We start from the raw sequence: 25,874 nt of genomic DNA on the forward strand, positions 1-25,874 counted from the left end.
GCTGTCGAATTTTTCGCTGCGCTCAACAACACGTGCATATCCGACAGAACAATAGCCTTGTTGCTTCCGTGCTTATGGATATGTAGCAGCAAGACTATTGTTCCGGCTGATTTGTAATCTGCCGGAATGGCGTATCAGGATTTTCAATCCACTTGCTTCCTATTTTTTTTGATTAATAGGTATGAATTTCGGATCACAGATCCTGATATTCGATGCTGTCGAATTTTTCGCTGCGCTCAACAACACGTGCATATCCGACAGAACAATAGCCTTGTTGCTTCCGTGCTTATGGATATGTAGCAGCAAGACTATTGTGCCGGCTGATTTTTTTGTACGGCATCATGACGCAAACAAGGCGCGCCCTACTTATACACGGCCTGCCTTGCCTTTCGCAGTCCGTCACATTCATGGCCATGATGCGGTGTGCCCGCTTTACACGGCATGACTCCGAATCACTTTAGCACATCATCAAGCATATTGTAGAATTCATCTGTCTCGCCCGTGAAGCATTTTATTACCTTTCCGTCCGGTGAGACAACAACCTTATAGGGATAGGCTGTCACGCCGAAGCGTACTTCTGTTTTGCCGTCGGGTGAGAACACATGTATCCACGGCGCATTGTTCTTTCTTACGGAAGCTTTCCACTTATCTTCCTTGTCATAGCAGGCCACACCTACTATCTCTAACTTGTCCCTGAACCTGTCATAGTATTCTTTCATTTTCGGAAATCCCTTTATGCACCAAGAGCACCAGGAACCCCAGAAATCAACAACAATATATTTGCCTTTGCCTAAAATGGAATGAAGGCTGAAATCTTCGCCGTCTATATCTTTCAACGTAAAGTCGGGCACAAGCTTGCCTTCCTGCAACTTTAATTTTTCTGATTTTTTCGCCTTTATTTCCTTGTCAAGCCTTGAAAACATATTGTCTATTATGTCTATGTAGTTTCTGAAACGCCCGTTGCGCACTTCCGGAGACAGCATCCTTATGGCAGGTAAGATGTCCGTATAGTCTTGAGAAAGGAGGATGGCGGCCGAAATTTCATCGTTCGGATGCTCCGTTATATACTGATGCGTTACTTTCCACATCCTTTTGTTTATATCCATGTTGGCAGCTTTCTTTATGCTGTCCAGCACGGCTTTGTCGAGTCCGTCGGCCATGCCCTTGTCATATTCTGATTTAGCGGCGTCAAACTCTTTGTAAAATGGCTGCAGCATTTGGTTTATGCTGTCCATCCTCTGATAGAACGCCGTGCCATTAATCTTCCAATATGCGCATGGTCCCTCTATTTCCGCACTTTCGTCGGGAACAAGAAATATATGCGACTTGTAGCCGTTTGATTTAACTGTCAACTCAGCATTGTACGCCCACTTAATGTTGCAACTGTAATTAAAAAATCCGTTTGAGTCAACAGGGATTCTTTCACTCACCACTCTTTTGTCAGGTTCACGCCTGACATATTCTATCAGCAAAGTATCATCCGCAATGTCTGTAAAATGCCCTTTAAGCGTAAAATTCTGGGCATGTAGACCAAGAGAAATTGCACCAAGTAAAATAACAGTGATTATGGTTTTCATATTTGAACATTTAATTTTATCAGATGTCTTTATTAACCTCTTGATTTCCATAGGCAAATATACAAAATATCTGCTGGCAATCTGCTATTCTTACATTCTTTTCGTATCCCGTCCCACAAAATCGTGCATTATCAAAACAAATAATGCTTCACGGCAACACCACAGCAACTCTCCCGCTATCCGTGCTTACGGATATGTACTAGCAAGACTAATGTGCCGGCTGATTTGTAATCTGCCGGAGCTTCCTATTTTTTTGATTAATAGGTATGAATTTCAGATCACAGATCCTGATACTTAATGCTGTCGGATAGCATATCCGACAGAACAATAGTCTTGTTGCTTCCGTGGTTACAGACAATCAATAAAATTAATCTGCCGGAATTAATTATCAGGATTTTTCAATTCGCTTGCTTCCTATGTCTCTGTGCTTACGGATATGTAGCAGCAAGACTATTGTTCCGGCTGATTTGTAATCTGCCGGAATGGCGTATCAGGATTTTTCAATCCGCTTACTTCCTATGTCCCGGTTACGAAAGCGAAGATATTAAGGTTGCATTATCGGAATTTAATAGAAAAAACAGGGTAGAGCGCAATGAAAATTAAAAAATAAAAGTGAAAAATCCAAATGCTGAGTGGTTGATCAGAAGCCACAAAACATTTGGATTTTTTACTTTTCACTGTTCGTTTTTTACTTTCACTTACGCGTTCTCTCCGATAATCTCTTTTGAACGTTTAAGGGCAGTGCTTATGTGGTCGCAGATGTTCTCCTTGCCTATAAGCTCGTTGAAGCCAGACCTTTCTAGTACGGCCCGGACATTGCTGTTAACGCCCGACAGCACTATCTCGATGCCCTCCTTGCGGCTCATTATGCAGAGATTCTTCAGGTTGTGTATTCCCGTAGAGTCGACAAATGGCACCTTTCTCATGCGTATCACCCTCACAACGGGACGGTCGCCGAACACGGCCATCACCTCCTCAAACTTGTTTCCGGCTCCGAAGAAGTAAGGACCGTTAATCTCGTACACCTCCACGCCTTTGGGTATAGTGAGGTGCTCAAGGTTGCCCTGCTCGATGTCAAGCTCGTCGTTGGGGTCAATCTCGTCCATAATCACCTTTACGTCAGTGGTTTCGGCCATGCGCTTCATAAACAGCAGGCAGGCTATGAGCAGGCCCACCTCGATGGCTATGGTGAGGTCGAATATTATGGTGAGGAAGAACGTTATCAGCAGCACTGCCACATCGCTCTTGGGATTCTTCATAAGCTCTGTGAACGAGCGCCATCCCGACATGCCGTATGACACTATCACCAGCACTCCGGCCAGGCAGGCCATGGGGATATACTGCGCAAGCGGCATGAGGAAGAGGAATATCAGCATGAGCACGGCAGCGTGTATTATGCCCGCCACGGGCGTGCGTCCGCCGTTGTTGATGTTGGTCATTGTGCGCGCTATGGCTCCCGTTGCCGGTATTCCGCCAAACAGCGGCGATGCCAGGTTGGCAATGCCCTGGGCTATAAGCTCGGTGTTAGAGTCGTGATGGTCGCCAGTTACACCGTCTGCCACTGTTGCCGACAGCAGCGACTCTATGGCTCCAAGTATGGCTATGGTGAATGCCGGCGACACGAGGCTCTTTATTGTCTCCCATGTCATCTGCGGCACCTGTGCGTCAGGCAGTTCGCTGCTAATCGAGAATCTGTCGCCAATGGTCTCTATCGACGTCACGCCGGCAAAGTTTTTCAGCAGCAGCGCCGCCACCGTCATCACGATTATGGCTATCAGCGAGCCGGGAATCTTCTTGCTGAAGCGCGGCGTTACGGCTATCAGCAGCACGCTTGCCACGCCGATAATGGCGCTCCACATGTCAATGGTGCTTATGTTGGCGGCGTAAGCGCCCCACTTCTCGATGAAGTCGGCAGGCACATCTGTTATGCTAAGGCCCAGCAGGTCTTTTATCTGCGTGGTGAATATGGTTACGGCTATTCCGCTCGTGAAGCCCACGATTATGGGGTAGGGTATATACTTGATGATTACTCCGAGGCGCAGCAGGCCGAACAGGATGAGGAACGCGCCGGCCATGAGCGTGGCTATGGCAAGGCCTTCCATGCCGTACTGCTGTATTATGCCGTAGATGATGATGATGAAGGCGCCCGTGGGTCCGCCTATCTGCACCTTGCTTCCGCCAAACACCGACACGATAAGTCCGGCCACGATGGCGGTTATTATGCCCTGTTCGGGAGTTACGCCCGACGCTATACCGAAGGCTATGGCGAGCGGCAGGGCCACAATGCCTACTATTACTCCGGCCATGATGTCTGCCATCAGCGTCTTGCGGTTATAGCTTTTCAGCGTTGACAGCAGGCGCGGCCTGAATGCAAAAGGTTCCATTTGTTCTGATTTGTTGTTATTCTGAAATGTTATTTGTTTTAAAGAAGTCGCAAAGGTACAATGTTTATGTTACATTACAAAACATTTTTTATGCTTTTTTAGTTATTTGCGCCGTTGCGTTTCATTCTTTTGCGCATTAAACGTATATAATATAATAAAATATGTGTGATTTATCTTTGCCGCATTCGATTTGCGGTGCATTTGCATTGCAGATACAATAAAAAGATGTAATTTTGCCAAAAATATTTAGAATTTGATGAAAATACTGAATCTGGCAGGACGTGTGTTCACCAATATCTTCAAGCCGATAAAAGGCAATGCCGCTTTCTTTGTATTCATGTATGTGCTCGGCATCGTGTGCACTTATGCCGTAGTGCCCGACAAGCGCGGATATCACGCATGGCCGCTTGCGCCCTACGAGCTGTTTTTCGATGTCAGCATAATCTGCGTTGTGCTGTGGCTCTTGCCGCGCAGCGTGGCCAAGTGGCTGAAGCGTTTTATCTACGTATTTTTTTACATGATAGTGCTTGTCGACGTCTATTGCTTCGTGAAGTTCGACACGACGATAACCCCCACGATGCTGCTGCTTGTGGGCGAGACCGACAGCCGCGAGGCGGCAGAGTTTCTCGAGTCGTATCTCACGGGCTCCGTGGTGTTCAGCCGTCTGGGCTGGGTGCTGCTCGTACTGCTTGCCCATGTGGCATGGGTGCTGATATGGCACAACCGCCCCAAGTGCAAGGCCTGGCTGGAGGCCAAGACCGGCATGGCTTTAGGCGTGCCCGGATGGTGGCGCATGGCTGAGCCGTGGCTCGGACTGCTGTTCCTTGTGATGTTTGTGGTCAGCACGGTCAAGTGTTTTGCCGACAAGACGGCCTTTGTGCGCCTGATGTCCTACGACAACATAGGGCAGGTGGAACATGAACTGACCAAGAAGGAGAAGGCCCAGCTGTATCTGCCCGGCTACCGCCTTGTGTTCAGCATATATGCCAACGAACTTACGGCCAAGCAGGTGAAGACCCTGGTGGAAAATATCGACAAGGCAAAGGTGGACAGCTGCTCGTTCCGCAGCAAGAATATCGTGCTGATAATAGGCGAGAGCTACAACCGCCATCATGCCGGACTGTACGGATACCATAAAGACACCACGCCAAGACAGGAGGCACGCGCTCAGAAGGGCGAGCTGATACCGTTCAGCGACGTTGTGGCGCCGTGGAATCTTACGAGCTTTGTGTTCAAGGCTCTCTTCTCGCTTTATACAGTGGGCGACAAGGGCGAATGGTGCGACTATCCGCTGTTCCCCGAGCTGTTCCGCAAGGCAGGATATCATGTAACGTTCCTTACCAACCAGTTTCTGCCTCAGGCTAAGGAGGCTGTCTACGACTTCAGCGGCGGCTTCTTCCTGAACAATCCGCAGCTGAGCCACGCCATGTTCGACACGCGCAACACGCGGCTATATCGGTACGACGACGGACTGCTGGGCGACTATGACAGGCTGCAGCGCAACAACGGAGAGAACAACCTGATAATATTCCATCTGAAGGGGCAGCACGTTGACTATCGCACGCGCTTCCCGAGAGACCGCAGACACTTTAATCCGGAAGACTACGACAGGCCCGAGCTCAAGCAGAAAGAGCTGCGCGTGCTTGCCGACTACGATAACGCAATATTGTATAACGACTCGATTGTTGACCAGATAATAAAGCGCTTCGAGGATGAAGACGCCATCGTGGTGTATGTGCCCGACCATGGCGAGGAGTGCTATGAGGGCGACGTCCACTTCTACGGCCGCATGCACTCTACCGAGATAACGGCGCGCCTGGCACGCGAGGAGTTCGACATTCCGTTCTGGATTTGGTGCTCACACAGCTTTATGGTTGGTCATCCGTCGCTGTTCAACGACATAGTGAAGGCCAAAGACCGTCGCTACATGACCGACGCGCTGCCGCATCTGCTGCTGTATCTGGGCGGCATAAGTTCGCCCCACTATCGCGACGACCTGAACGTGCTGAGCGACGGGTATAACGAAAAGAGACCAAGAATGTTAAAGAACACTACCGACTATGACAAACTCGGCGTTGAAGACTGACGCGCAGGCCGCCGCAACCGGTGAGGTGCGGGCAGCGCGGCAATGGCGCCGTGACAAAAATAACTTAAGACAATGAAAAAAGAACTGCTGAGCATGGCTGAGTCGAAGGCCCTCAGGGGCATAGCCATACTGGGAATAATTCTTCACAACTACTGCCACTTTCTGGGCTTTGCCGTAAAGGAGAACGAATACACCTTCACGGCATCTAAGCCGAGACAGCTGCTTGAGCGCATGCTGACGCTCGACGACAACCTGTTTATACACGTTATGTCGTTCTTCGGACACTACGGAGTGCCCGTGTTCCTGTTTATCAGCGGCTTCGGCCTCGTCTACAAGTATGAGCGCAGCACGCCGACGAGAGTAAGGGCGCTGCCCTTCATCGGTTTCCATTATGCCAAGCTGCTGCGCCTTATGTTCCTTGGCTATATAGGCTTCGCCGTGGTGAGCTATCTCCATCCGCACGGCTATCACGGCTACACCGTGGGCCGCGTCATAGCCCAGCTGCTGATGTATATCAACCTGATGCCCGACCCCGACCACATCATAAAGCCCGGGCCTTACTGGTATTTCGGACTCATGCTTCAGCTCTACATCGTCTACCGCCTAGTGCTTTATCGCCGCAGTTCGGCTGTTACGTTGGCTCTGATAGTGCTGTGCACGGCTGTCCAGGCATTTTTTCCGCCGTCGGTCGATGAGGGAGGCGAGATTCTCAACCGCATACGTTACAACTTTATAGGCGGCATGCTTCCCTTTGGTGCCGGCATACTCTATGCCCGCCACGGCCGCAACCTGCCCTTGCCGATAAATCTCACCATAGTAGTGGTGTCGGCATTCATCGTTTTCATTGGCAGCTTCTATTTCTGGTCGTGGCTGTTTGTGCCGCTGTTCATCGTAACCGGAGCCGTTGCCACCATGAAGCTGATACCCGACAAGGCGCTTGCCCCGTGCGTATGGTTCGGTGCCATATCGTCGGCGCTGTTCGTGATGCACCCCATCACGCGCGAGATAATTATAAAGATGTCTTACCGCGGATACATCTACACCGGACTGATCACGTATATCGTTGCGTCGATACTTCTGGCATGGCTGTTTAAGTTGATGTTCCGCTATATTCCAAAACCAAAGCTGAAGATATGATAAAAGCCATAAACCTTTCGGACATAAGCCGCTATCGCAGCGAACTGATGGGACTGGCCATGATATTTGTCATGCTGTTCCATGTGTGGATGCCCAAGAGCAATCCGATGTACGGCTTTGTGAGATGCGGAAATGTGGGCGTTGACATGTTCCTCTTCCTCAGCGGCATAGGCCTTTGGTATGCATGGAGCAAGAAGCCAACGCTGAAAAACTTTTTCTGGCGCCGCTACATACGCATCTATCCGGCATGGATACTTATGGCCTGCCTGTATTACATTCCGGCGTTTATCAACACTCCCGGCGGAGGCTACAGCCGCAACGTGCCCGACCTTGTTGCAAACATCCTGATAAACTGGAGCTTCTGGCGCATTGACGACCTGACGTTCTGGTTTATACCTGCCATAATGATGATGTACACCTTTGCCCCGGCATACATGAAACTCATAGAGAAGCATCCCGAATACCGTTGGCTTGCGGTGGCCGCTATGGTGCTTGCCGTCATGGTGCAGTATTATCCGCCTGTGCATAAGGCTGTAGGGCATGTGGAGATATTCTTCAGCCGCATACCTATATTTCTTATCGGCATCAACTGCGGCGCGCTCGTAAAGGGCGGACGCAGCCTCGACGGCTCGTCGCTGTGGCTCGTGCTGCTGATTTTTGTCATGAGTCTGGCCATGTGTGTGGAGTTCGAGGAGTCGTGGCGAGGCCGTTTTCCGCTGTTCCTTGAGCGCATGGTCTACATTCCGCTCACCGTGTCGATGATATTGCTGCTTGTGAAGCTGCTATGCCATACGCCTGCTATTATCTGCCGGGCACTTGCCTTTGTGGGCACGGTAAGCCTTGAGCTTTATCTCATCCACATACAGTTTGTCATGAAATACATAACCCCCTACAAGCTGGGTTACTGTCTTACGGCTCTTATCATGATAGCCGTTTCTCTTGTACTTGCGTGGCTGTTGCACCGACTTGTGTCGTTCGTGATAGGATTCTTGCCGAAGAACATATAGCGGGCAACGGCATGTGACGGATATTGATAATGCATGGCACTGACCGGGCGGCCTGAGGCATATGGCCCTGCTGGGAGAGCAAGTCTTCAGCCTGGTCGGCAAAATGAAATTAAAAACGAGAAGTAATGAAAAGTAATCTGTTAAAACTGATACGTCCGCACCAGTGGCTAAAGAATGTGTTTGTTATGATACCCATGTTCTTCGGCGGCAGTCTGCTCGACCCGTCTGACATAAGGGCATCGGTCGTAACGTTCTTTGCATTCAGTTTCATTGCGTCGTCGGTCTATTGCTTCAACGACATTATCGACGTTGAGGCCGACCGCCGCCATCCCGTTAAGTGCAAGCGTCCAATAGCATCGGGCGCCATAAGCGTCAGGAGTGCCTGGGCCCTTATGGCTCTAATGTTTCTGCTGTCGGTAGGAACGGTGTGTCTGCTCGATACATACAGCCATGTTATAAATGTGGGACTGGTAATCCTTATTTATTATATTCTGAACATCCTTTATTGTTCTAAGCTGAAGCAGTATGCCATTGTAGATGTCTGCATCATAGCTTTCGGCTTTGTGCTGCGCGTGCTTGCCGGAGGTTTTGCCACGGACATTGCCCTGAGCAAGTGGCTCGTGCTCATGACCTTCCTGCTCACTCTTTTTCTCTCGTTTGCCAAGCGGCGCGATGATGTGCTGCGCATGAACGAGACGGGAGAGCCGCCGAGAAAGAATACTATAAGGTATAACCTTACCTTCATAAATCAGGCAATAACCATCACGGCGTCGGTGACGCTTGTATGCTATATCATGTACACCGTGTCGCCAGAGGTGGTAAACCGTTTCCATTCAGACCTGCTTTATCTCACTTCTGTTTTCGTGCTGCTCGGACTGTTGCGCTACATACAGATAACCGTTGTTGACAAGAGGAGCGGCGACCCTACAAAGATGATGCTCCGCGACAGGTTCACGCAGTGCGTGGTGCTGCTATGGGCGCTTACGTTCCTTGTGCTGATATATGTAATAAAGTAAGGACAATAGCTGATTTAAGCGTATAAAGCATTTCTTGTGATTTAGATTATGGACAGTACTTTAAAGATATACGCCTTTGATTTCGACGGCACACTGACCAACCGCGACACCCTTCTGGAGTTTATAAGGTTCGTCCGTGGCGACAAGGCTTTCTTTCTTTGCATGCTGCGCTATCTGCCGTTGCTGTTGCTGATGAAGCTTGGCCTTTATCCCAACTGGAAGGTAAAGCAGAAAGTCTTTGCCCATTGCTTCGGCGGGATGAAGCTCGACGAGTTCAACAAATGGTGCGTGCGCTTTGCGAGTGAGAACATTTCTTTATTGCGGCCAAAGGGCATACAGAAGATTAACGAGGTGCTTGAGGAAGGCTGCAAGGTGGTTATTGTAAGCGCGAGTATAAACAACTGGGTGGAACCGTTCTTTGCCGGACTTGACGGCGTGACGGTCATCGGCACCATGATAGAGGAACGCGACGGGGTTGTTACGGGTCGTTTTATCTCAAAGAACTGCTATGGCGAAGAGAAAGTGAGACGCCTGATACAGCTTTATCCCGGTCGTAATAGCTATTGGCTTGCGGCTTATGGCGACAGCAGAGGCGACTTCGAACTGCTTGACTTTGCCAACGAAAGCCACTATAAGCCTTTCAGAAAATAGCCTTTGACGCTTTCGTTGCGGTGAGACTGCCGCTAATAGACCGGCATGCCTGACGGATTGGCATGATGCTTGGCTGACGCAATGAGGGACATTGGGCTGTCAGGGATTTTGGATTTTAGAAAATATAAACAAACGATATGAAGAAATTTTTCAGAATGTTTAAAATAAGGCGCGAGGAAATGGCCGCGTCGGTCTGCGCTCTCTGTGTGCTGATTGCTCTGCACGCAATGATGATAAGCAAGACTTTCAATACGTTTCTGCATACAGGCGGGGCGCACTGGAATATATTTATAAAGAACTTTGTAGTGTCAGGCTTCGATCCGATAACCTATTCTATGGTTACGTATTGGGAAGCCAACTATAATGTTTACCGCCATCCGTTCCTTTCGTTCATGGTCTGGCCGCTGTCCTTGCTCGACGGTTGGCTGATGGATATGACGGGACTAAACCTTGTGCAGTTTATAGTGGCTGTTCCGCTCCTCTTCTTTGCATTCTATTCGTTTATATTCATCTTCCGCATCTTCCGCGACATAATAAAGATACGGCGTTTTGAGACCACGGTGCTTTCGGCCATGCTGTTCTCGTTTGCGTATGTCATGATAGCAGCCGTAGTGCCCGATCATTTCTGCGTGTCGATGTTCCTGCTTGTGTTCACGTTGTATATATCAGGCCTGAAAATGCAGAACGGCACAAGTTTAAGCATCTGGCAGACGGTATTGCTGTTCTTTGTTACGGCCGGCGTGACGCTTAGCAACGGCGTGAAGATATTCATATATGCGCTCTTTACCAACGGAAAGAAGTTCTTCCGCATCAAGTATCTGCTGCTTGCAGTGCTGCTGCCTTCAGCCCTTATATGGGTTTTTGCACGATGGGAATACCGCACTTTCGTATTGCCTAAAGAAAAGGCACGCCACGAAGCACGGCTGAAAAAGAGTGCCGAGACACGTCAGAAACTGTTCAATGCATTTGCTGACACAACGTCGCTGAAGGACAGTGCCGAGATAAAAAAAGCCTTTGCAAAAGAGATGAACAAGCGTGTGAAGGCAAAATATGTGAAAGACCACCAGAAGGCATGGAACAAGCATACCGGCAAGCCGATGGGCAAGGGCGAATTTATCAAGTGGACAGACATTTCTACTTCGCGCTCTGAAACGGCTGTAGAGAACCTTTTTGGCGAGTCTATACAGCTGCACGACCAGCATCTGCTGCAGGATACGCTGCGCAGCAGGCCGGTGATAGTGCCTTACAGCTGGATTATCAACTACGTGGTTGAGGCTGTCATTGTTCTGCTATTTATCGGCGGAATATGGTACGGACGCCGTTCGCGCTTCCTTTGGATGGCTTTGGGCGGCTTTGCTTTCGACATGTTCCTGCACATGGGACTTGGCTTCGGCATCAACGAAGTGTATATAATGGGTGCCCATTGGCTGTTTGTAATGCCTATGGCAATGGCATTTGTGGTGAAACAGGCTGAGAACGGAAGATTCAGAACATGGCTGCGCGTGCTGCTCGTTGTGCTTACGCTGTGGCTTTGGGCATATAACGGCACTCTGCTTGCAGGCTATCTGCTGGGATAAACGGCAGCAGCCTGTGAGGATAACGGTCTGACTGTAAGGTTGGTTTAACGCTTAACGCAAGAGATTTTATGAAGGTATCAGTGCTTGTGCCCGTCTACGGGGTGGAAAAGTATATTGAGCGTTGTGCTGTTTCGCTGTTCGAGCAGACACATCGCGACATGGAGTATGTGTTTGTAAACGACTGTACTCCAGACAGCAGCATAAGCATCTTGCGCTCAGTCATAGAGCGTTATCCTGATCGTGCGCCGCAGGTGCGCATAATAGACAATGAGGTGAACCGCGGAGTGGGGGCTACGCGTGCCGTGGCCATTGCTGCTGCAACAGGCGAATGTATCATGCATGCCGACAGCGACGACTATATGCCACCGCGGGCTGTGGAGCTGTTGTGCGCCGAGATGGAGCGCAGCGGTGCCGATGTCGTCGACGGAGCCTGGCAACGTTTCACGTCGGCAGGACTGTCTGAGCCGGTGCTTCCATGCCAGAGCCGCGACACCAGGCGCTATCTCTCGCTTATGCTGTGCCAGAATATAGTGTCAAACCGCATGTGGGGACGGCTCTTCCGCCGCAGTCTGTATGCCGACCACGGCATAACCCTTGTGCCGGGAGTAGACTATAGCGAGGATTATTCTATAATGACGAGGCTGATGTTCTACGCCAAGCGGTCGTTTATCAACGATGTTGTTTATTATTACAGCGACGAAAACACGGCTTCTTATACACATACACGTTCGGAACGCCATCTGCGTTCATATCTGAAGGCAAACCGCATAGTGCTTGACTTCTTCACTGAGAACGACTCGCGACGCGTGTATGCCGTGCCTTTGCAGCTGGGCATGATCAATGCCTTGCGTTGTGTGCGCACTGACGGATATAGCTTTGACGAGGCTTACGGCCTTCTGCCTTATCGTCCGTCGGGACCGCTGTTCAAGATGCTTGCCGCAATGTTCCGTGGGCGTTGCCCTTTCAGTATAGCCAATTTCGCATATCTCACGGCGCGAAAGATATGCAGTCGTTTCTTTTAGTCTTAGATACCAACCGGTCATTAAACAGCACATTATTTTATATATTTTGTGCATTCATGCTTTCATCCGTATTTTAGTACGCTTTTTTTGATATAGCCGCTATGCCTGCGAAAAATCAAACGAGAATCCGCTCAATATAAAGCAAAAATGCTGGATAGATCCTTATGGCCGATTAAGGTTAAGCATAATAAGATGTCAGCGATAAAAGAGGCATTCTGCATGCCGCATTTATCGCTGACATTTGTCTTTATGGCACGATACCATGTCCCTAGGCTTATCGTCTTTATCGCTTTTTCCTGTTCTTGACAAACTCGATAGCTTCATTCAGAATCTCGGCATGCGCCAGTCGCATTATCGCAAGATAAAGAACGGCGGCAAGGATAAAGCGGCAGATTAGCAGCAGCCATAGGTTGGATATTGGAGCTGTAAGTGGCCACACCGCAGCCATGACCGCAGCCGCTGAAATCATGAACGGGCATATATCGCGCATTATCTCTATAGTCCGTATGCCTGTAAGCTTGTTTAAGAAATACTGCCATATGCCGATAAACACAATGTTTCCGGCTGTATATGCCCAAACCATTGCCTGCATGTCGAACTTGGCGAATGCTACGACGATGGCTATCTGTATGACAATCTGCACAACGGTGCACCATAGGTATATGTCGCTGCGTCCGCGGCTTATCATAAGGTTCTGATACAGAGTGTAAAGCGGCATGAATGCTCCGCCGATGCATAGAATGCGGAGCAGCGGCACGCTGCTTAGCCACTGCTCGTGGATGGTCAGCAGGATAAACTCTTCGGCCACCATGGCGAGACCGAACATGGCAGGAAAGGAAAGCATGGCCGTAAGGCGCATCATCTTGCGGAACACGCGGCGCTCACGCTCGTTGTCGCCCGTAACCTGTGCCATTACCGGCTGTGCCACCTGCGCCATCGTTCCGCTGAGAAACGAATAGGCCATGGTGTTCCATTTGTTGGCCTGCGTAAAGCTTCCAACAGCCTTTATGGGGTAGAGGCGTCCGAAGATGAACACAAGGATGTTGCTGTTGAGCGTGTTGATAATTGACGTCAGCAAAATCTTCATGCTGAAGTTAAGCATCTTCTTTATTGGCCGCAGGTCTATGTGGAGCGTAGGATGCCATGGCGTGTAGAAATAGCGCCCTATGTTGATTATGGTGATATATATAATCTGTTGCCATGCCAGGCTCCAGTAAGACTGTCCGTTTATTGCAAGTACTACTCCCACTATGCCTGATGTCACCAATGCCGCAAATCCTGTCACGGTGTTTTCCTTTACCATGAGGTTCTTGAACATGTATGCTCCGTGGGCAATGCCGAACGACGATATAACAAAACTTAGAAAGACGAAGCGCGACAGTTCGGTCAGTGCTGGCTGATGGAAAAACAGCGATATGAGCGGGGCACAGAAGAACAGAATGGTGTAGATGCTGATGCTTACGATAACGTTGAACCAGAACACCGCATTATAGTCGCGGCTTTCAGGATGCTTCATGTTTGTCAGTGCCTGAGTGAATCCGCTGCTCTGCAGGTTGCCGGCTATTGCGGTGAATATGGTCAGCACGCCTACCATTCCGTAATCAGACGGCGTAAGCAGCCGGCCAAGGAATATGCCGAATATCAGGTTTAAAATCTGCGTGGAGCCATTGTTCATCAGCCCCCATATCAGCCCTTTGGCTGTTTTCTCTTTTAATGTTTCCATTCTATAGGTTCTTGATTCTGTGAGCCGACAGTGCGGCTGCTTCTCCGGCCGTGTATGCCGCCAGAACAAAGACTTTCGTCCTAGCAGCGTTCTCAATGTTCTTTTTCCTTCTACCGGTCAATGTCTTCAGCTGCCATTCAGAAACTCCGACGCCCGTTTTGTTTCTGAACAGCCTTTTCATTGCCTGGTAGAATATTATGTATTTATTGCAGTCTTTCATTTCAAACAGCTTAGTCTTTTGCCTTCAATATAGGCAAAGCCATTTTCCACTTAATGCAAAGATAGTGCAAACTGCTCGAAAAGCAAAATAAATGCAGATGAAATGTTGTTATTTCGCAAGCCCGGATACGGCATTGCAGCTGTGGTATAGCTTGTGTTTAAATCAGAGTCAGATTGCTGCCGTTATGTGCGTTTTGCTTACATATTGGATTTTAATAACGCTTCTAAACTGCGTTATTTCAAAAATAAAATCTTTTGTCTGTAAATATTGTCTGAAAACGCGTGCAAGCATAACTTCCTGATTGTTAGAACCTTTAACCGTATGTGTGTCAAAGTGTGCAATTTTTCCCGTCCTTTTTAGGCTTAAAACATATGTTTTTTCACCAAAATATGTATTATTTTAAGCCTTCAAAAGCCGTGTTTTAAGTCGTAAAAGGCATTGTTTCGGCATGTAAAACATGCCCTTTTGATGGGCATCGTAAATAATTTTTTATTTTTAAAGCCTGTTCCGTTAATTTTGTTTTCTATTTTGCCTGAAAATCATGACAAAACTTAAATGACATAATGTGCGCTTTTCTGCCTGCAAAGTTACAAATGGATGCCCGATAACTTTTAACCTGTTTATTATTGTTACGTGATTTTCAGTGCCCCAAAGATGTTACGTTTAGCTTTAAATGTAAATATTTTTCGGACTTATGCCAGCCTTCTTTCTCGCCGCATTATCAGGCGTCTTCGCTTCTGATTTTTTTACATAGATATACTTTATATTTATGCCGCTGCATGATGTGTTTTTGTTCCCTTATTAAGCATCTCTATCATCAGGCCCATTCAGCAGCTCTTGATATTAATCAAGGCTTTACACCTATTTATATATATAGGGCGTTAATTTTTTTAGTGTTTTGATAATTTTTCCGTATCATTTTACTGCTTTTCTGCCTGGTGCTTTTTGTTGTTAAAATGACAATATTGACTTTTGTTTTTTATTGACCTGTCATCTATTTGAAAGTAAAAGAATAATGTCCGTTTTACACTTAAATTTGCAGAAATATGAGCAGCAATAATTATTGCCATGATATAACGGGGCGTATAAGGCGCAAAGTTTTCACATCGAAAAATGCCGGATAGTTTTACTTTGCATAATGTTATTATATAATCTTTTTAGTTATCACGAAGGTATGCAATAGCCTAAAAAAGGAAAAAACAAAGAAAAAACGACTAAGTCATTTCTATAAAAGAACAATTTATGCATAAAAATTGCATCTTTATAGTTAATATTTATTAAATAGGTCTTTTGGTCTGAATATTTATCATAAACAAATATTTTTATGCATTTTTTCTAATAAAAAAGTTAGCGCGTTACAAAATTATTACTAACTTTGTCCAAGTTAAAACAGTAAAATTGCATTAATAATGAAAAAATTTTTATTATCAATTGTTTTTGCGCTAGGAATATTGTGTTCTGCAAATGCGCAGTTACCGTCTGTAACACTTAAAGACATTAATGGTAAGACAGTGAGAACAGACACGTTGTCAAACAATGGCAAACCTTTCATCATTGATTTCTTTGCCACATGGTGCAAGCCTTGCAACCGTGAGCTGACTGCCATCAGCGAAGTTTATGACGAGTGGCAGGAAGAGACCGGCGTAAAGGTGATAGCCGTTTCTATTGACCAGGCACAGAACATCAACAAAGTAAAACCTCTTGTTGACAGTCATGAGTGGCCGTATGAAGTACTGCTTGACCCGAACAGCGATTTCAAGCGTGCACTTGGAATTCAGATGATTCCTTACACACTGATCGTTGACGGAAAGGGTAATATTGTTTATAAACACAACGGATACACAGAAGGAGCTGAACAGGAACTCATTGAGAAAGTGAGAGAGCTCGTAAACAAATAATGTCACATAGTGCTGACTATAGAATAATTGACACTTATGCACAAGTATAATAAAATTTTCTGTCTCTTGCTTATGCCTGCTTTGTCTTTGACAGCAATGGCACAAGAGACAGAAGAAAAAAAGATAACCGTCAGCGGAAGTATCCAAAGCGACATCCTTATTCCGCAAGACGATGAAGCAATTGGCACCGAAAAAGTTAATGAATGGGCTTTGACCAACACATTCGCTGATGTGAATGTAATGAGCGAGCATATCGATGCCGGAGCACGTTTCGAATTTCTGAAACATCCTCTACCCGGATTCGAAAAAGCCTACAAGGGATGGGGAGTTCCTTATTTCTATCTGAAAACACACTTTAAAAATTGGGACCTTACGTTAGGTAACTTCTACGAGCAGTTCGGCTCAGGCTTTATCCTCCGTACATACGAGGAGCGCACACTGGGCATCGACAACTCTTTGCTTGGAGGACGCCTGACAATAAAGCCGCTGCCCGGAGTTTCGATAAAGGCTCTTAGCGGTAAGCAGCGAAGATATTGGTCACACAACGACTCATGGGTGTCTGGTGCAGACGTTGAACTCGGTCTCGACCAGTGGTTCAAGGGCCTGAGCAACAGCGGAACATATCTTACACTCGGTGCTTCATGGGTAAACAAGTACGAGAAAGAAGAAGACGTCATGGTTGATGCTACGCACAAGCTTAACCTGCCTACAACGGTAAACGCTTTTGACGTGCGTGCAAATTTACAGAAAGGAAACTTCAGCCTTCTCGCAGAATACGCGTGGAAGACACAAGACCCGACGTTCGACAACGGATATATATATCGTAAAGGAAACGTGGCAATGTTGTCAGCTTCTTATTCAAAGAGAGGCTTGAGCGTATTGCTGCAGGCAAAGCGCAGCGACAACATGTCGTTCCGCAGTCGCAGGTCGATGACGCTCACTTCTTCATTCATCAACCACCTGCCGGCTTTCACCATGGATCAGACTTATGCGTTGGCTGCCATGTATCCTTATGCTACCAATCCTGACGGCGAATGGGCCTTCCAGGGTGAGTTCGGCTATAAGTTCAAGCGTCATACGCTCCTTGGCGGTAAGTATGGCACAAACGTAAAGGTGAACTTCTCTCACATTCGTGGTATTGATACTAACGTAGTGGGTGGAGCTGGCACAGACGGATATGGCTCTGCTTTCTGGAAGATGGGCGACGAGACTTTCTATCAGGACTTGAACGTACAGATTGAGAAGAAGCTGACACGTCAGTTCAAACTCAACCTCATGTACATGAACCAGTTCTACAATAAGACAATAGTAGAGGGTGAGGGTGGTATGATTCATTCAGACATCTTCATCGCCGATGCAAAATATCAGTTCAACAATAAATTCACTCTGCGCGGCGAACTTCAGTATCTGTCTACAGACGACGACCTCGGCGACTGGTGGTATGCTCTGTTGGAGCTGTCAGTGCTTCCCAACTGGATGTTCACAATTGCCGACGAGTATAACAGTGGCGTGACAGACCTTCATTACTATCAGGGATACGTAACATTCAACAAAGGATCACACCGTATACAGCTCGGCTATGGCCGTACACGTGCAGGATATAACTGCTCAGGCGGTGTATGCCGTTACGTTCCGGCAAGCAAGGGTGTAACACTTTCGTACAACTATAACTTCTAAACAGAGATGAAGCTGAAAAATAACATATATAATAAGTTTGCCATCTGTGCAGCAGCACTTTCTCTGATGGCATGTAGCAACATTGATGAGGACGACCGACTGATAGAGGTGGAACCGGTGCAGGTCGCAAGGCGCGTGCTCATCGAGGACTTTACGGGACAGCGCTGCGTCAATTGCCCTGAGGGAGCGGCGAAGATAGAGGATATGATGAGGGAGTATGGCGCCGATAACATAATAGCTGTAGGCATACATGGTGGCCCGTTTGCCAAGACTACAACAGGACAACCATTCCAGCTATGGACCGAGACAGGCGAATATTATTACCAAAAGAATAATATAGAGGCATCACCGACAGCATTATTTGATAGGAAGGCTAAGTCGAGTGATGTTGACAAATGGATGGGATTAGTGTATGATGCGATAAAGGTTGCTGCTCCACTCGAACTTGACGCAACAACATCTTATGATGAAGCAACAAGAACCGTAACCATAAATGTTAATGCAAAAGGCGTGCTTGATGTTACAGGTAAACTGCAGCTTTGGCTTACTGAAGACAATATAACAAACATTCAGTATATGGAGAATGACATAATTAATCCGTCATATGTGCATAATCATGTATTCCGCACAGCTGTCAACGGACAGGACGGAGAAGATTTCAGCATAGCTTGGGACGAAGAAAAGACTGTAACAAACACTTATGTCTTGGATGAAGACTGGAAGGCTGAAAATATGTCTGTTGTAGCATTTGTTTATAACAATAGTGGCGTTCAGCAGGTAGTTAAAGTACCCGTTATCAGTACTGAAGACGACGCACAGCCGAATGAATGATAAATAATGTCGATGAGAGTGTATTTCATTTTTATGCACTCTCATTGATACCCTCTTTTAATCTTAACTATAAAAACAATTTTAACATTTTAATAAAAAGAACAAGATGAAAAAGTTATTTACTCTTTGTATCGCTTTGTTATTTAGCTGTGTAGCAATGAATGCACAGAATTTTATATTTGTCGATGGTGAAGGCAATACCATTGAAAATGGCGCAACTCTTACAATGGATCAGGTATCCTATAAAGAGGATTTCGTATTTAATCCTGATGGCTCTTATGAGATTATACAGGTGCCCATGATTCCTTTAAGTGGAGTTTATATTAAGAATAACTCTTCAGAATCTCAGAGCTGTAAAGTTACTTATAATGTTACGGCTTTGCCTAATGGCACATTTGCTGCCTGCTGTGCAGAAAACTGTTCAAATTTGGATAGTGAAGGTACAATAGAGAAGAATGCCAATGCAGATGCTGGCAAAACTATTGATATCTCAACTGATACAGAGTGGATTCCTGTTGCTGCAGGTACAACTACAGTGAAAATATCAGCTCAGGGATCTAAATCTATGCTGCCTGATTCTGAAATTACTATTAATTTCATTTATGATGGTACTGCAAGTATAGACGGTATTCAGAATAATGCAGATAATAAGGTCGTAGCACGCTATTCAATCAATGGTCAGCTTCTTGATGCTCCTCAGAAAGGCATAAACATCCTGAAGTATGCTGACGGACGTATAGAGAAAGTGATTGTAAAGTAAAATAAATCCTATTTTTTAATTTTTATTGTATGGTAAAGAAAAGTTTATATTTATGTATCCTGTTGGCTTTGGGCCTGCTGTGGGCAATTCCGTCTTCAGCACAGGAAGCACAGCTTACCACTGTGAGTTTCCCCAAGGCTGCAGCTTTCACATCTTTGTCAGACAATGGCTTGTGGGCTACTGCTGCTGGTGTGAATGATGATGATCAAAGTAAGTATGCCTATCCTTATCTTATTAATGTAGAGACAGGTGCTCTTACTGAACTCTGGGTTGAAGCAGACTTGATAAAGTCACTCGAAGCTACAGACGTTACTAATGATGGAAAAATCATTGTTGGTACCTATGACAGCAAGCCTGCTTATTATGACATGAATCAGGGTAAGTGGATCACTCTTCAGTCTGAGAATCCTGGAAAAGCTACATCTGTAACACCTGATGGTAAATACATCAGCGGATGGAGCAATTCTAGTAGCTTCTCAGGTGATGCTTATGTTGAAACACCGCTTTTGTGGGAGAAGCAGTCTGATGGTACATATCGTGCAATTGATGTGTATGCTGAACTTCCTAACTTCCCAAAGAAAACAAAGCTTGGAACAAACACTCAGCAGGTACGTATAGACAAGGTTAGTCCTGATGGTAACATCCTTTCTGGTATTATTAACTTTGTAACTCCTGCAACTGTTTGCTATTATGTTTACAACAAGACAACTCAGGAGTGCAAATATGTAGACAATGCTCTCGGAGAAGTGCCTGACGAAACATTTGTTGACGAGTCAACAATGAGTAACAATGGTAAATATCTTACCGGTATCGTACAGGTGGCTGGTGGTTCATACATTTCAAGCTATCTTTACAATACAAGCGACAACTCTTGTATATTATATAATACAGAAAGCGAAGAGCAAGACCGTGCCGGAAGTGCTGTTTCAAATACAGGCGTTGTATTTGCTTGCAGTCCTGCCGTAAACCCTGTCCGTTCTGCTTACGTACGTGTGGGTAGTCTTTGGTACGGAATAGACGAAATTCTTTCTGGCCGTTATGATATGAACTTCTATGAGCGTACTGGCTATGATTTCACAGGAACAATTCAAGGAGTTTCTGATGATGAAAAGACCATGATCGGTATGTCTGAGACAAAGACAAAGGGTTATATCATTCGTCTCCCTGAAACTATCAGCGAAGCTGCAAGCAGCGTTAATCCATTAGGCACTTATGGCGTTTCTCCTGCTTATGGCTCTAAGTTTGCTAAATTCAGTCAGATGAAGTTGGCTTTCTCTAAGTCTGCCGCTGTAACATCTGGTGTTAAGGCTCAGTTCATGGACGCTTCTGGTAAGGTGTTGAGAGAGTATAACATTACAGCTCAGTCTGGTAACAAGACATTCACTATTGGTGGTATACCTCAGGCTCTCAATGCTGACGAGGAATATACAATGAAGATCCCTGCTGGGGCATTCTATTTGATGGCAGACAACTCTATCAAGAGTGATGAAATCTCAATTAAGTATATCGGCCGTGCCGAGGCTCCGGCTGCTGTACAGCAGGTTTCTCCTGCAGATCAGGCAAATGTATCTGAAATAAGTTCAGAGCATCCTGTACAGATTCTCTTCGATTTGTCTATCGCTATATCTGAAGATGCTAAGGCTTATCTGTATAGAGATGGTCAGACATCACCGGTTTGTGAACTTAACTTTGTGCAGGGAGCAGAAAGCACAATCCTTCTGTATCCTAGCCTCAAGCGTTATCTTGAAAAAGATGAGAAATATAAGGTTGTTGTAGAGGCTGGTTCTGTTACAGATATTATTGGATTCTGTCCGAACAATGAGATTACAATTAATTACACAGGTGCATACGAGCCTGAAATCAGTTCTGACGGAAGCCTCTTCTCTGATGACTTCAATGATCCTAGCAACTCTATGGTTAAATACCTCCTTTATGAAGGTGACCACAACAAGCCGTCAAGTGCAATGCAGGATTTAGGCTTTGATGCCGACAATTCTCCTTGGCTTTTCGTAATCCGTGAATCAGAAAGCAGCTCTGACTACTGTGCAGCTTCAACATCTATCTATAATCCTACAGGAAAATCAGACGACTGGATGTCAATACCTCGTCTGTCAATAAAAAATGCCGACTATTATCTCAGCTTTGACGTTCAGTCATACTATAAGTCAAAGGCAGACAGACTTAAGGTTCTCGTTCTTGAGGATGATGCTGTTTATTCTAACTTCACAACAGAACTTTATGAGAAGTTCAAGGCTAATGGTAAGGTTCTTTATGACGAGCAGCTTTCTCCCGGTGAGTCAGAGGAAAATCTGACAGGTGACTGGACACATGTTGAGAAATCTCTCGCAGAATATGCAGGTAAGAATATCTATATCGCTTTCGTTAATGAGAACGAAAATCAGAGTATGATCTTCTTGGATAATCTGAAGGTTTACTACAAGGGCGACTTCAACTTCGTTCCTAATGTAGAAAGCACGCAGGTTAACAAAGAGTCTACAAATGTTGGTGTAATAGTTAAGGTCACAAGTGATAAGACTTATAACACTATTAATGCAACACTTACTTCTGAAGACGGCTCATTCAAGAGCACTTATACAGATACACCTAGCAAGCCTATAACAAGTGCAGAGAATTATTCTTTCACATTCCCTGACAAGTTGCCTCTGACTGTAGGTGCACAGAATAAGTATACTATAAGCATTGATCTCGGCGGTACTGTTTACAGCCAGACAAACACTATCAGCAACCTTGCTTTTGAGACAACAAAGCATGTAGTTATAGAAGAAAGCACTGGTCAGCAGTGTAAGAATTGTCCTCAGGGAATCCTTGCAATGGAAAATCTTGAGAAACTTTACGGTGAGCAGGTTATACCTATCGCTATTCATAGCTCTATAATCGGAACAGACCAGTTTGCTTATGAGAACTATAATACATATTTCGGTATAACAGCACAGCCTATGGGTCTGGTTAACCGTATAGACACTCTTTATGCGCCGATGTATGTTGATGGAAGCGAGCAGTATCACTTCGATTCACCAGAAGGCAACAATACATTCTATGATGTAGCTCAGCGTGAGTTCGAAAATTATGCAATTGCAGATGTAAGCATCGACAAGGCTATTTACGATGCTTCAAGCAAGAACATACAGATTACAGGTAATGTAAACTATGCTCTAACCATGAACTCTCTGAACCACAATCTTGCATTTGTTGTTCTTGAGGATGGTTTGGAAGGACCTCAGCTTAATGGCTTCTACGTTCTCGACCAGCCTATATTCGGTGAGTTCGGTAAGGGCGGCAAGTATGGTTCAAGCGTTGCTGTTGTAACATTCAACGATGTTGCACGTAAAGTGCCAAACGACAACTTCGCAGGTGAATCAGGTTTCATCCCTGTAAGCGTAACTGCAGGTCAGCCTGTTGCATTCAATAAGGTATTCAGCCTGCCTGAAAACGTTAAGAACTGGGATAACACTAAGGTTGTTGTTATGTTGCTTGATGCAAATACAGAGCGCGTTCTGAATGCTGCAAGACTTAAGATGTCAGCCGGAACAGCTGGAATCAACGATGCAACAGTATCTGAAAACGGTATCACAATTTCTGGTGAGAACGGTTCAATAAGCGTTAACGGCGGAAGCGATCTCAACGTTACAGTTTATGATGTAAGCGGAAGCGTAATAAGCAATGTCAACTCTACTTCTGGTGCTGTTAAGGTAAGCACAGGCGGAAAGAACGGCTTGTTTATCGTTAAGGCTACAAGCGACGGCGTAAGCGTTGTTAAGAAAGTAATCGTTAAATAAATATTTAGATCGGCCTTGTATGTTTGTATCAGAAAAACACTTCACAAAACATAATACAGCAGACAGCAAGGCATGGACCTTAAGAACCTAAGATATAGAAAAGGGTATGGGGCTAGTCCCCAACCCTTCCTATATAATTTAATGCTAACTTATTATTAATTTAAAATTAAGTATTATGAAATCTTTACTAATCAGTTTGATGGCATTCCTATGTGTCTTGGGGGTCAATGCAACCCCGACAGGTTCGGGTACCCAAGAGGATCCGTATGTGATTGCCGATGGAGACAATTATGTGGTAAATGCTCCCGTTTATGCAAGCTTCACAGCTCCTGGAGATGGTACCTTAACATTGTCATACAATTTAATGAAAGATCCCGCGTTTACTGTAGTTGGCGGTGATGTTATGCCGTTTACATGGGGTATGGGTGCTCCAAGTACTTCTACTTTGGAGGTTAAATCTGGTGAAACCTATGTAATTTATAATGCAAATACAATTGACTGGGAGACTACTATTACAGTTTCATTTACAGCGGCATCTGGTGACGCTTTGTAAATTTTAAGTTCAGAGCCTGAGCAGGGTTCAAAGGTTGAGAAAATCAGCTGGGATAATCAGGTTAAGGTTACATTGAACAAGAAGGTTAAGTATGTTCACTGTAAGTTCCATGGTGATGAAGGCATTATGCACCAGTATTATACATCTGAGGCTGAAGAAGGTGAAGATGTTATCATGGTTGGTCCTGAGAAAATTGTAAAAGACGACCGCGTTCTTGATAATGCATGGTATATGTATGAAGGAAATACATACGAAATCATTATTGAGTCATATCAGACTAAGGAAGGTATGGAGCAGGGTACTGAAACTCCTGAGACAACAACTCTGACATTTGAAGGTGGTACAGCAAAAGTTGAAAAGACTGTTGTAAATCTTGTAAAAGTTGAACCGGAACCAAATGTCGTTTATCCTACAGAAGACCAACTGCTCAGCTTTAAGGATGACAGAAAGGTTGTAACTGTTGAAGTTGACAAGAAGGTTAAAGTTAAGAACTGTGTTTACCCGATGGGTATGTACGGAACATTAGACTGGGAAAAGGCAGAAGTATCATATACAGAAGAAGGCCACTCTATTATCAAGTGTACTATGTCTGAAGCGTTCTATAATTTTATGGGAACTATTGTAACAGACGTTATCCTTCAGCTTGATCTGACTGATGAAGAGGGCAATGAAATTGAGCCTAAGGCAGAAGGCTTCCCTGAAAGTGTTGTATTCGGAAGCGGTTACAACTTTACATTTGGTGTGAACGATGGTCGTTTTGCAGACGCTTCTTTGAAATACAAGTCTGTAACTCCTGCAGAGAATTCTTACAGCACAAGTTTGGGTAAGATGGAATTTGCATACGATGAGCGTGTATATATTACATCTACAGCTAATGCAGCCGTTTACAAAGGTGAAGAGAAAGTTGCTGATGCAATTTTGACTTCAAATGAAGATGAAACAGGTCTTATCGTAACAGCTCAGTTTGTTGAAATTGGTACACAGACTCCGAAAGAAATCAATGAGTTTGGTGCTTATGTACTTAAGGTAGATTCACAGTCAATTGCTAACGAATTGTTCAACGAAGAAACTCCTTGGACTGATGGTTTGCAGGGTCATGGTATATGTAACCCTGACTTCACTGTAGCATTCAACATTGACCCGGTTATTATCACTGTTGAATCTGTAGACCCGGCTCCTTACGTAGAAGGTGGCGAGTACAGCAAGGAGATTCCTGCTGAGATCAAGATTACATTGAGCGGTGAGAATGCTAAAGTAAACTCTGCTCTTGTAACTTATGGTATGAACACTCGTGTTCCTGCTGAAGCAAAGGTTGAAGGCAAGGTTATAACTGTTACAGTTCCTGAGGCTGCCCTCGCAGAGAACAACATTGGCGTATCAGTTTCTGCTGTTAATGAAAATGGTACACCTATCAGCTACGGTACAGACGGTGTTATCCTGCTCGCATATCAGATGCCTAGGAACATACTCGTTCCTACAGAGGTTACACCTGCAGACGGAAGCACTGTTAAGTCAATTGCTACTGTTGAACTTACTGTAGATTCTAAGTATGGTGTTGGTGAACTGAACACAAACAATGTTATCACAGTTAAGAAAGACGGTGCTGAGGCAAGCAATATCTCTGCAGCGATCGATTATGCTACAGGTGATGACATGAATAAGATGATGATTACGTTTACTCCGGAAATAACAGAAGATGGTACTTACACTGTTGTTATTCCTGAAGAAACATTCTATAATCTTGACGGCAATCTCTTCAATCCTGAGTTGACATACACATTCATCGTTGACAATTCTACAAACATCGGTGGCGTAGAAGTTGAAGATGCTAATGCTGTTGTTGAGGTTTACAGCGTAGACGGCTGCCTCGTAAGCAAGGGTAAGAAAGCTGACGTAATGAAGAAACTCGTTAAGGGTATCTATATCATCAACGGCCAGAAAGTGGTTATCCGCTAATC

At 45.5% G+C, this 25,874-nt stretch carries 18 protein-coding genes; 14 read left to right on the forward strand and 4 right to left on the reverse strand.

Features of this window, described 5'->3' with window-relative positions:
* Positions 1–452: 452 nt before the first annotated feature.
* Both ACZMIG_RS04880 and ACZMIG_RS04885 read right to left on the reverse strand, forming a co-directional pair.
* Positions 453–1,577 carry a TlpA family protein disulfide reductase gene (locus tag ACZMIG_RS04880; protein WP_303054293.1) on the reverse strand — a complete coding sequence of 375 codons (1,125 nt, stop codon included), beginning with the start codon at positions 1,575–1,577 and terminating at the stop codon, positions 453–455.
* A gap of 698 nt (positions 1,578–2,275) precedes the next feature.
* Positions 2,276–3,961 carry a SulP family inorganic anion transporter gene (locus ACZMIG_RS04885; protein WP_021855761.1) on the reverse strand — a complete coding sequence of 562 codons (1,686 nt, stop codon included), beginning with the start codon at positions 3,959–3,961 and terminating at the stop codon, positions 2,276–2,278.
* 256 nt (positions 3,962–4,217) lie between these two features.
* Here ACZMIG_RS04885 and ACZMIG_RS04890 point away from each other — a divergent pair, with 256 nt between their 5' ends.
* The 7 genes from ACZMIG_RS04890 to ACZMIG_RS04920 all read left to right on the forward strand — a co-directional run bounded on the left by ACZMIG_RS04890 (position 4,218) and on the right by ACZMIG_RS04920 (position 12,457).
* A complete protein-coding gene (locus ACZMIG_RS04890) occupies positions 4,218–6,047 on the forward strand; it encodes a phosphoethanolamine transferase family protein (protein ID WP_053398899.1) in 1,830 nt (609 codons plus the stop codon).
* Between the two features lie 72 nt (positions 6,048–6,119).
* Complete coding sequence (locus ACZMIG_RS04895; protein WP_053398898.1) at positions 6,120–7,184, forward strand: acyltransferase family protein; 1,065 nt, start codon at positions 6,120–6,122, stop codon at positions 7,182–7,184.
* Positions 7,181–8,191 (forward strand): acyltransferase family protein, encoded by a 1,011-nt coding sequence (locus tag ACZMIG_RS04900; RefSeq protein ID WP_053398897.1) that lies wholly within the window; start codon positions 7,181–7,183, stop codon positions 8,189–8,191. Before ACZMIG_RS04895 ends, ACZMIG_RS04900 begins: the two co-directional genes overlap by 4 nt.
* A gap of 125 nt (positions 8,192–8,316) precedes the next feature.
* Positions 8,317–9,207, forward strand: a complete 891-nt coding sequence (locus ACZMIG_RS04905) for a decaprenyl-phosphate phosphoribosyltransferase (RefSeq protein ID WP_287601314.1) — start codon at positions 8,317–8,319, stop codon at positions 9,205–9,207.
* A 48-nt stretch (positions 9,208–9,255) separates the two neighbouring features.
* Complete coding sequence (locus ACZMIG_RS04910) at positions 9,256–9,858, forward strand: HAD family hydrolase (RefSeq protein ID WP_370799178.1); 603 nt, start codon at positions 9,256–9,258, stop codon at positions 9,856–9,858.
* A gap of 137 nt (positions 9,859–9,995) precedes the next feature.
* A complete protein-coding gene (locus tag ACZMIG_RS04915; RefSeq protein ID WP_418874910.1) occupies positions 9,996–11,435 on the forward strand; it encodes a DUF6080 domain-containing protein in 1,440 nt (479 codons plus the stop codon).
* A 68-nt stretch (positions 11,436–11,503) separates the two neighbouring features.
* Positions 11,504–12,457, forward strand: coding sequence for a glycosyltransferase family 2 protein (locus ACZMIG_RS04920; protein ID WP_302953514.1), 954 nt, complete (start codon positions 11,504–11,506; stop codon positions 12,455–12,457).
* A 283-nt stretch (positions 12,458–12,740) separates the two neighbouring features.
* Here ACZMIG_RS04920 and ACZMIG_RS04925 read toward each other — a convergent pair whose 3' ends face one another.
* Positions 12,741–14,180, reverse strand: coding sequence for a lipopolysaccharide biosynthesis protein (locus ACZMIG_RS04925; protein WP_302023461.1), 1,440 nt, complete (start codon positions 14,178–14,180; stop codon positions 12,741–12,743).
* Between the two features lies 1 nt (position 14,181).
* On the reverse strand, positions 14,182–14,400 hold the full coding sequence (locus ACZMIG_RS04930; RefSeq protein ID WP_418874909.1) for a hypothetical protein: 219 nt from the start codon (positions 14,398–14,400) through the stop codon (positions 14,182–14,184).
* Between the two features lie 1,409 nt (positions 14,401–15,809).
* Between ACZMIG_RS04930 and ACZMIG_RS04935 the strand changes: the two genes are divergently transcribed.
* From ACZMIG_RS04935 to ACZMIG_RS04965, 7 genes are all read left to right on the forward strand, one after another.
* Entirely contained in the window at positions 15,810–16,298 is a 489-nt protein-coding gene (locus tag ACZMIG_RS04935) for a TlpA family protein disulfide reductase (protein ID WP_418874615.1), read from the forward strand.
* 36 nt (positions 16,299–16,334) lie between these two features.
* Complete coding sequence (locus ACZMIG_RS04940; RefSeq protein ID WP_302698233.1) at positions 16,335–17,975, forward strand: DUF6029 family protein; 1,641 nt, start codon at positions 16,335–16,337, stop codon at positions 17,973–17,975.
* A gap of 6 nt (positions 17,976–17,981) precedes the next feature.
* Complete coding sequence (locus tag ACZMIG_RS04945; protein WP_487889170.1) at positions 17,982–18,806, forward strand: Omp28 family outer membrane lipoprotein; 825 nt, start codon at positions 17,982–17,984, stop codon at positions 18,804–18,806.
* A gap of 106 nt (positions 18,807–18,912) precedes the next feature.
* The gene (locus ACZMIG_RS04950) at positions 18,913–19,566 is read left to right on the forward strand and encodes a hypothetical protein (protein ID WP_487889171.1); all 654 of its coding nucleotides are present in this window, start codon (positions 18,913–18,915) and stop codon (positions 19,564–19,566) included.
* A gap of 29 nt (positions 19,567–19,595) precedes the next feature.
* The gene (locus ACZMIG_RS04955) at positions 19,596–23,363 is read left to right on the forward strand and encodes a choice-of-anchor J domain-containing protein (protein ID WP_487889172.1); all 3,768 of its coding nucleotides are present in this window, start codon (positions 19,596–19,598) and stop codon (positions 23,361–23,363) included.
* A gap of 175 nt (positions 23,364–23,538) precedes the next feature.
* Positions 23,539–23,916 carry a hypothetical protein gene (locus tag ACZMIG_RS04960; RefSeq protein ID WP_487889173.1) on the forward strand — a complete coding sequence of 126 codons (378 nt, stop codon included), beginning with the start codon at positions 23,539–23,541 and terminating at the stop codon, positions 23,914–23,916.
* A gap of 72 nt (positions 23,917–23,988) precedes the next feature.
* On the forward strand, positions 23,989–25,872 hold the full coding sequence (locus ACZMIG_RS04965) for a hypothetical protein (protein ID WP_487889174.1): 1,884 nt from the start codon (positions 23,989–23,991) through the stop codon (positions 25,870–25,872).
* Positions 25,873–25,874 lie beyond the last annotated feature (2 nt).

It is taken from the genome of Xylanibacter sp. (assembly GCF_057607445.1).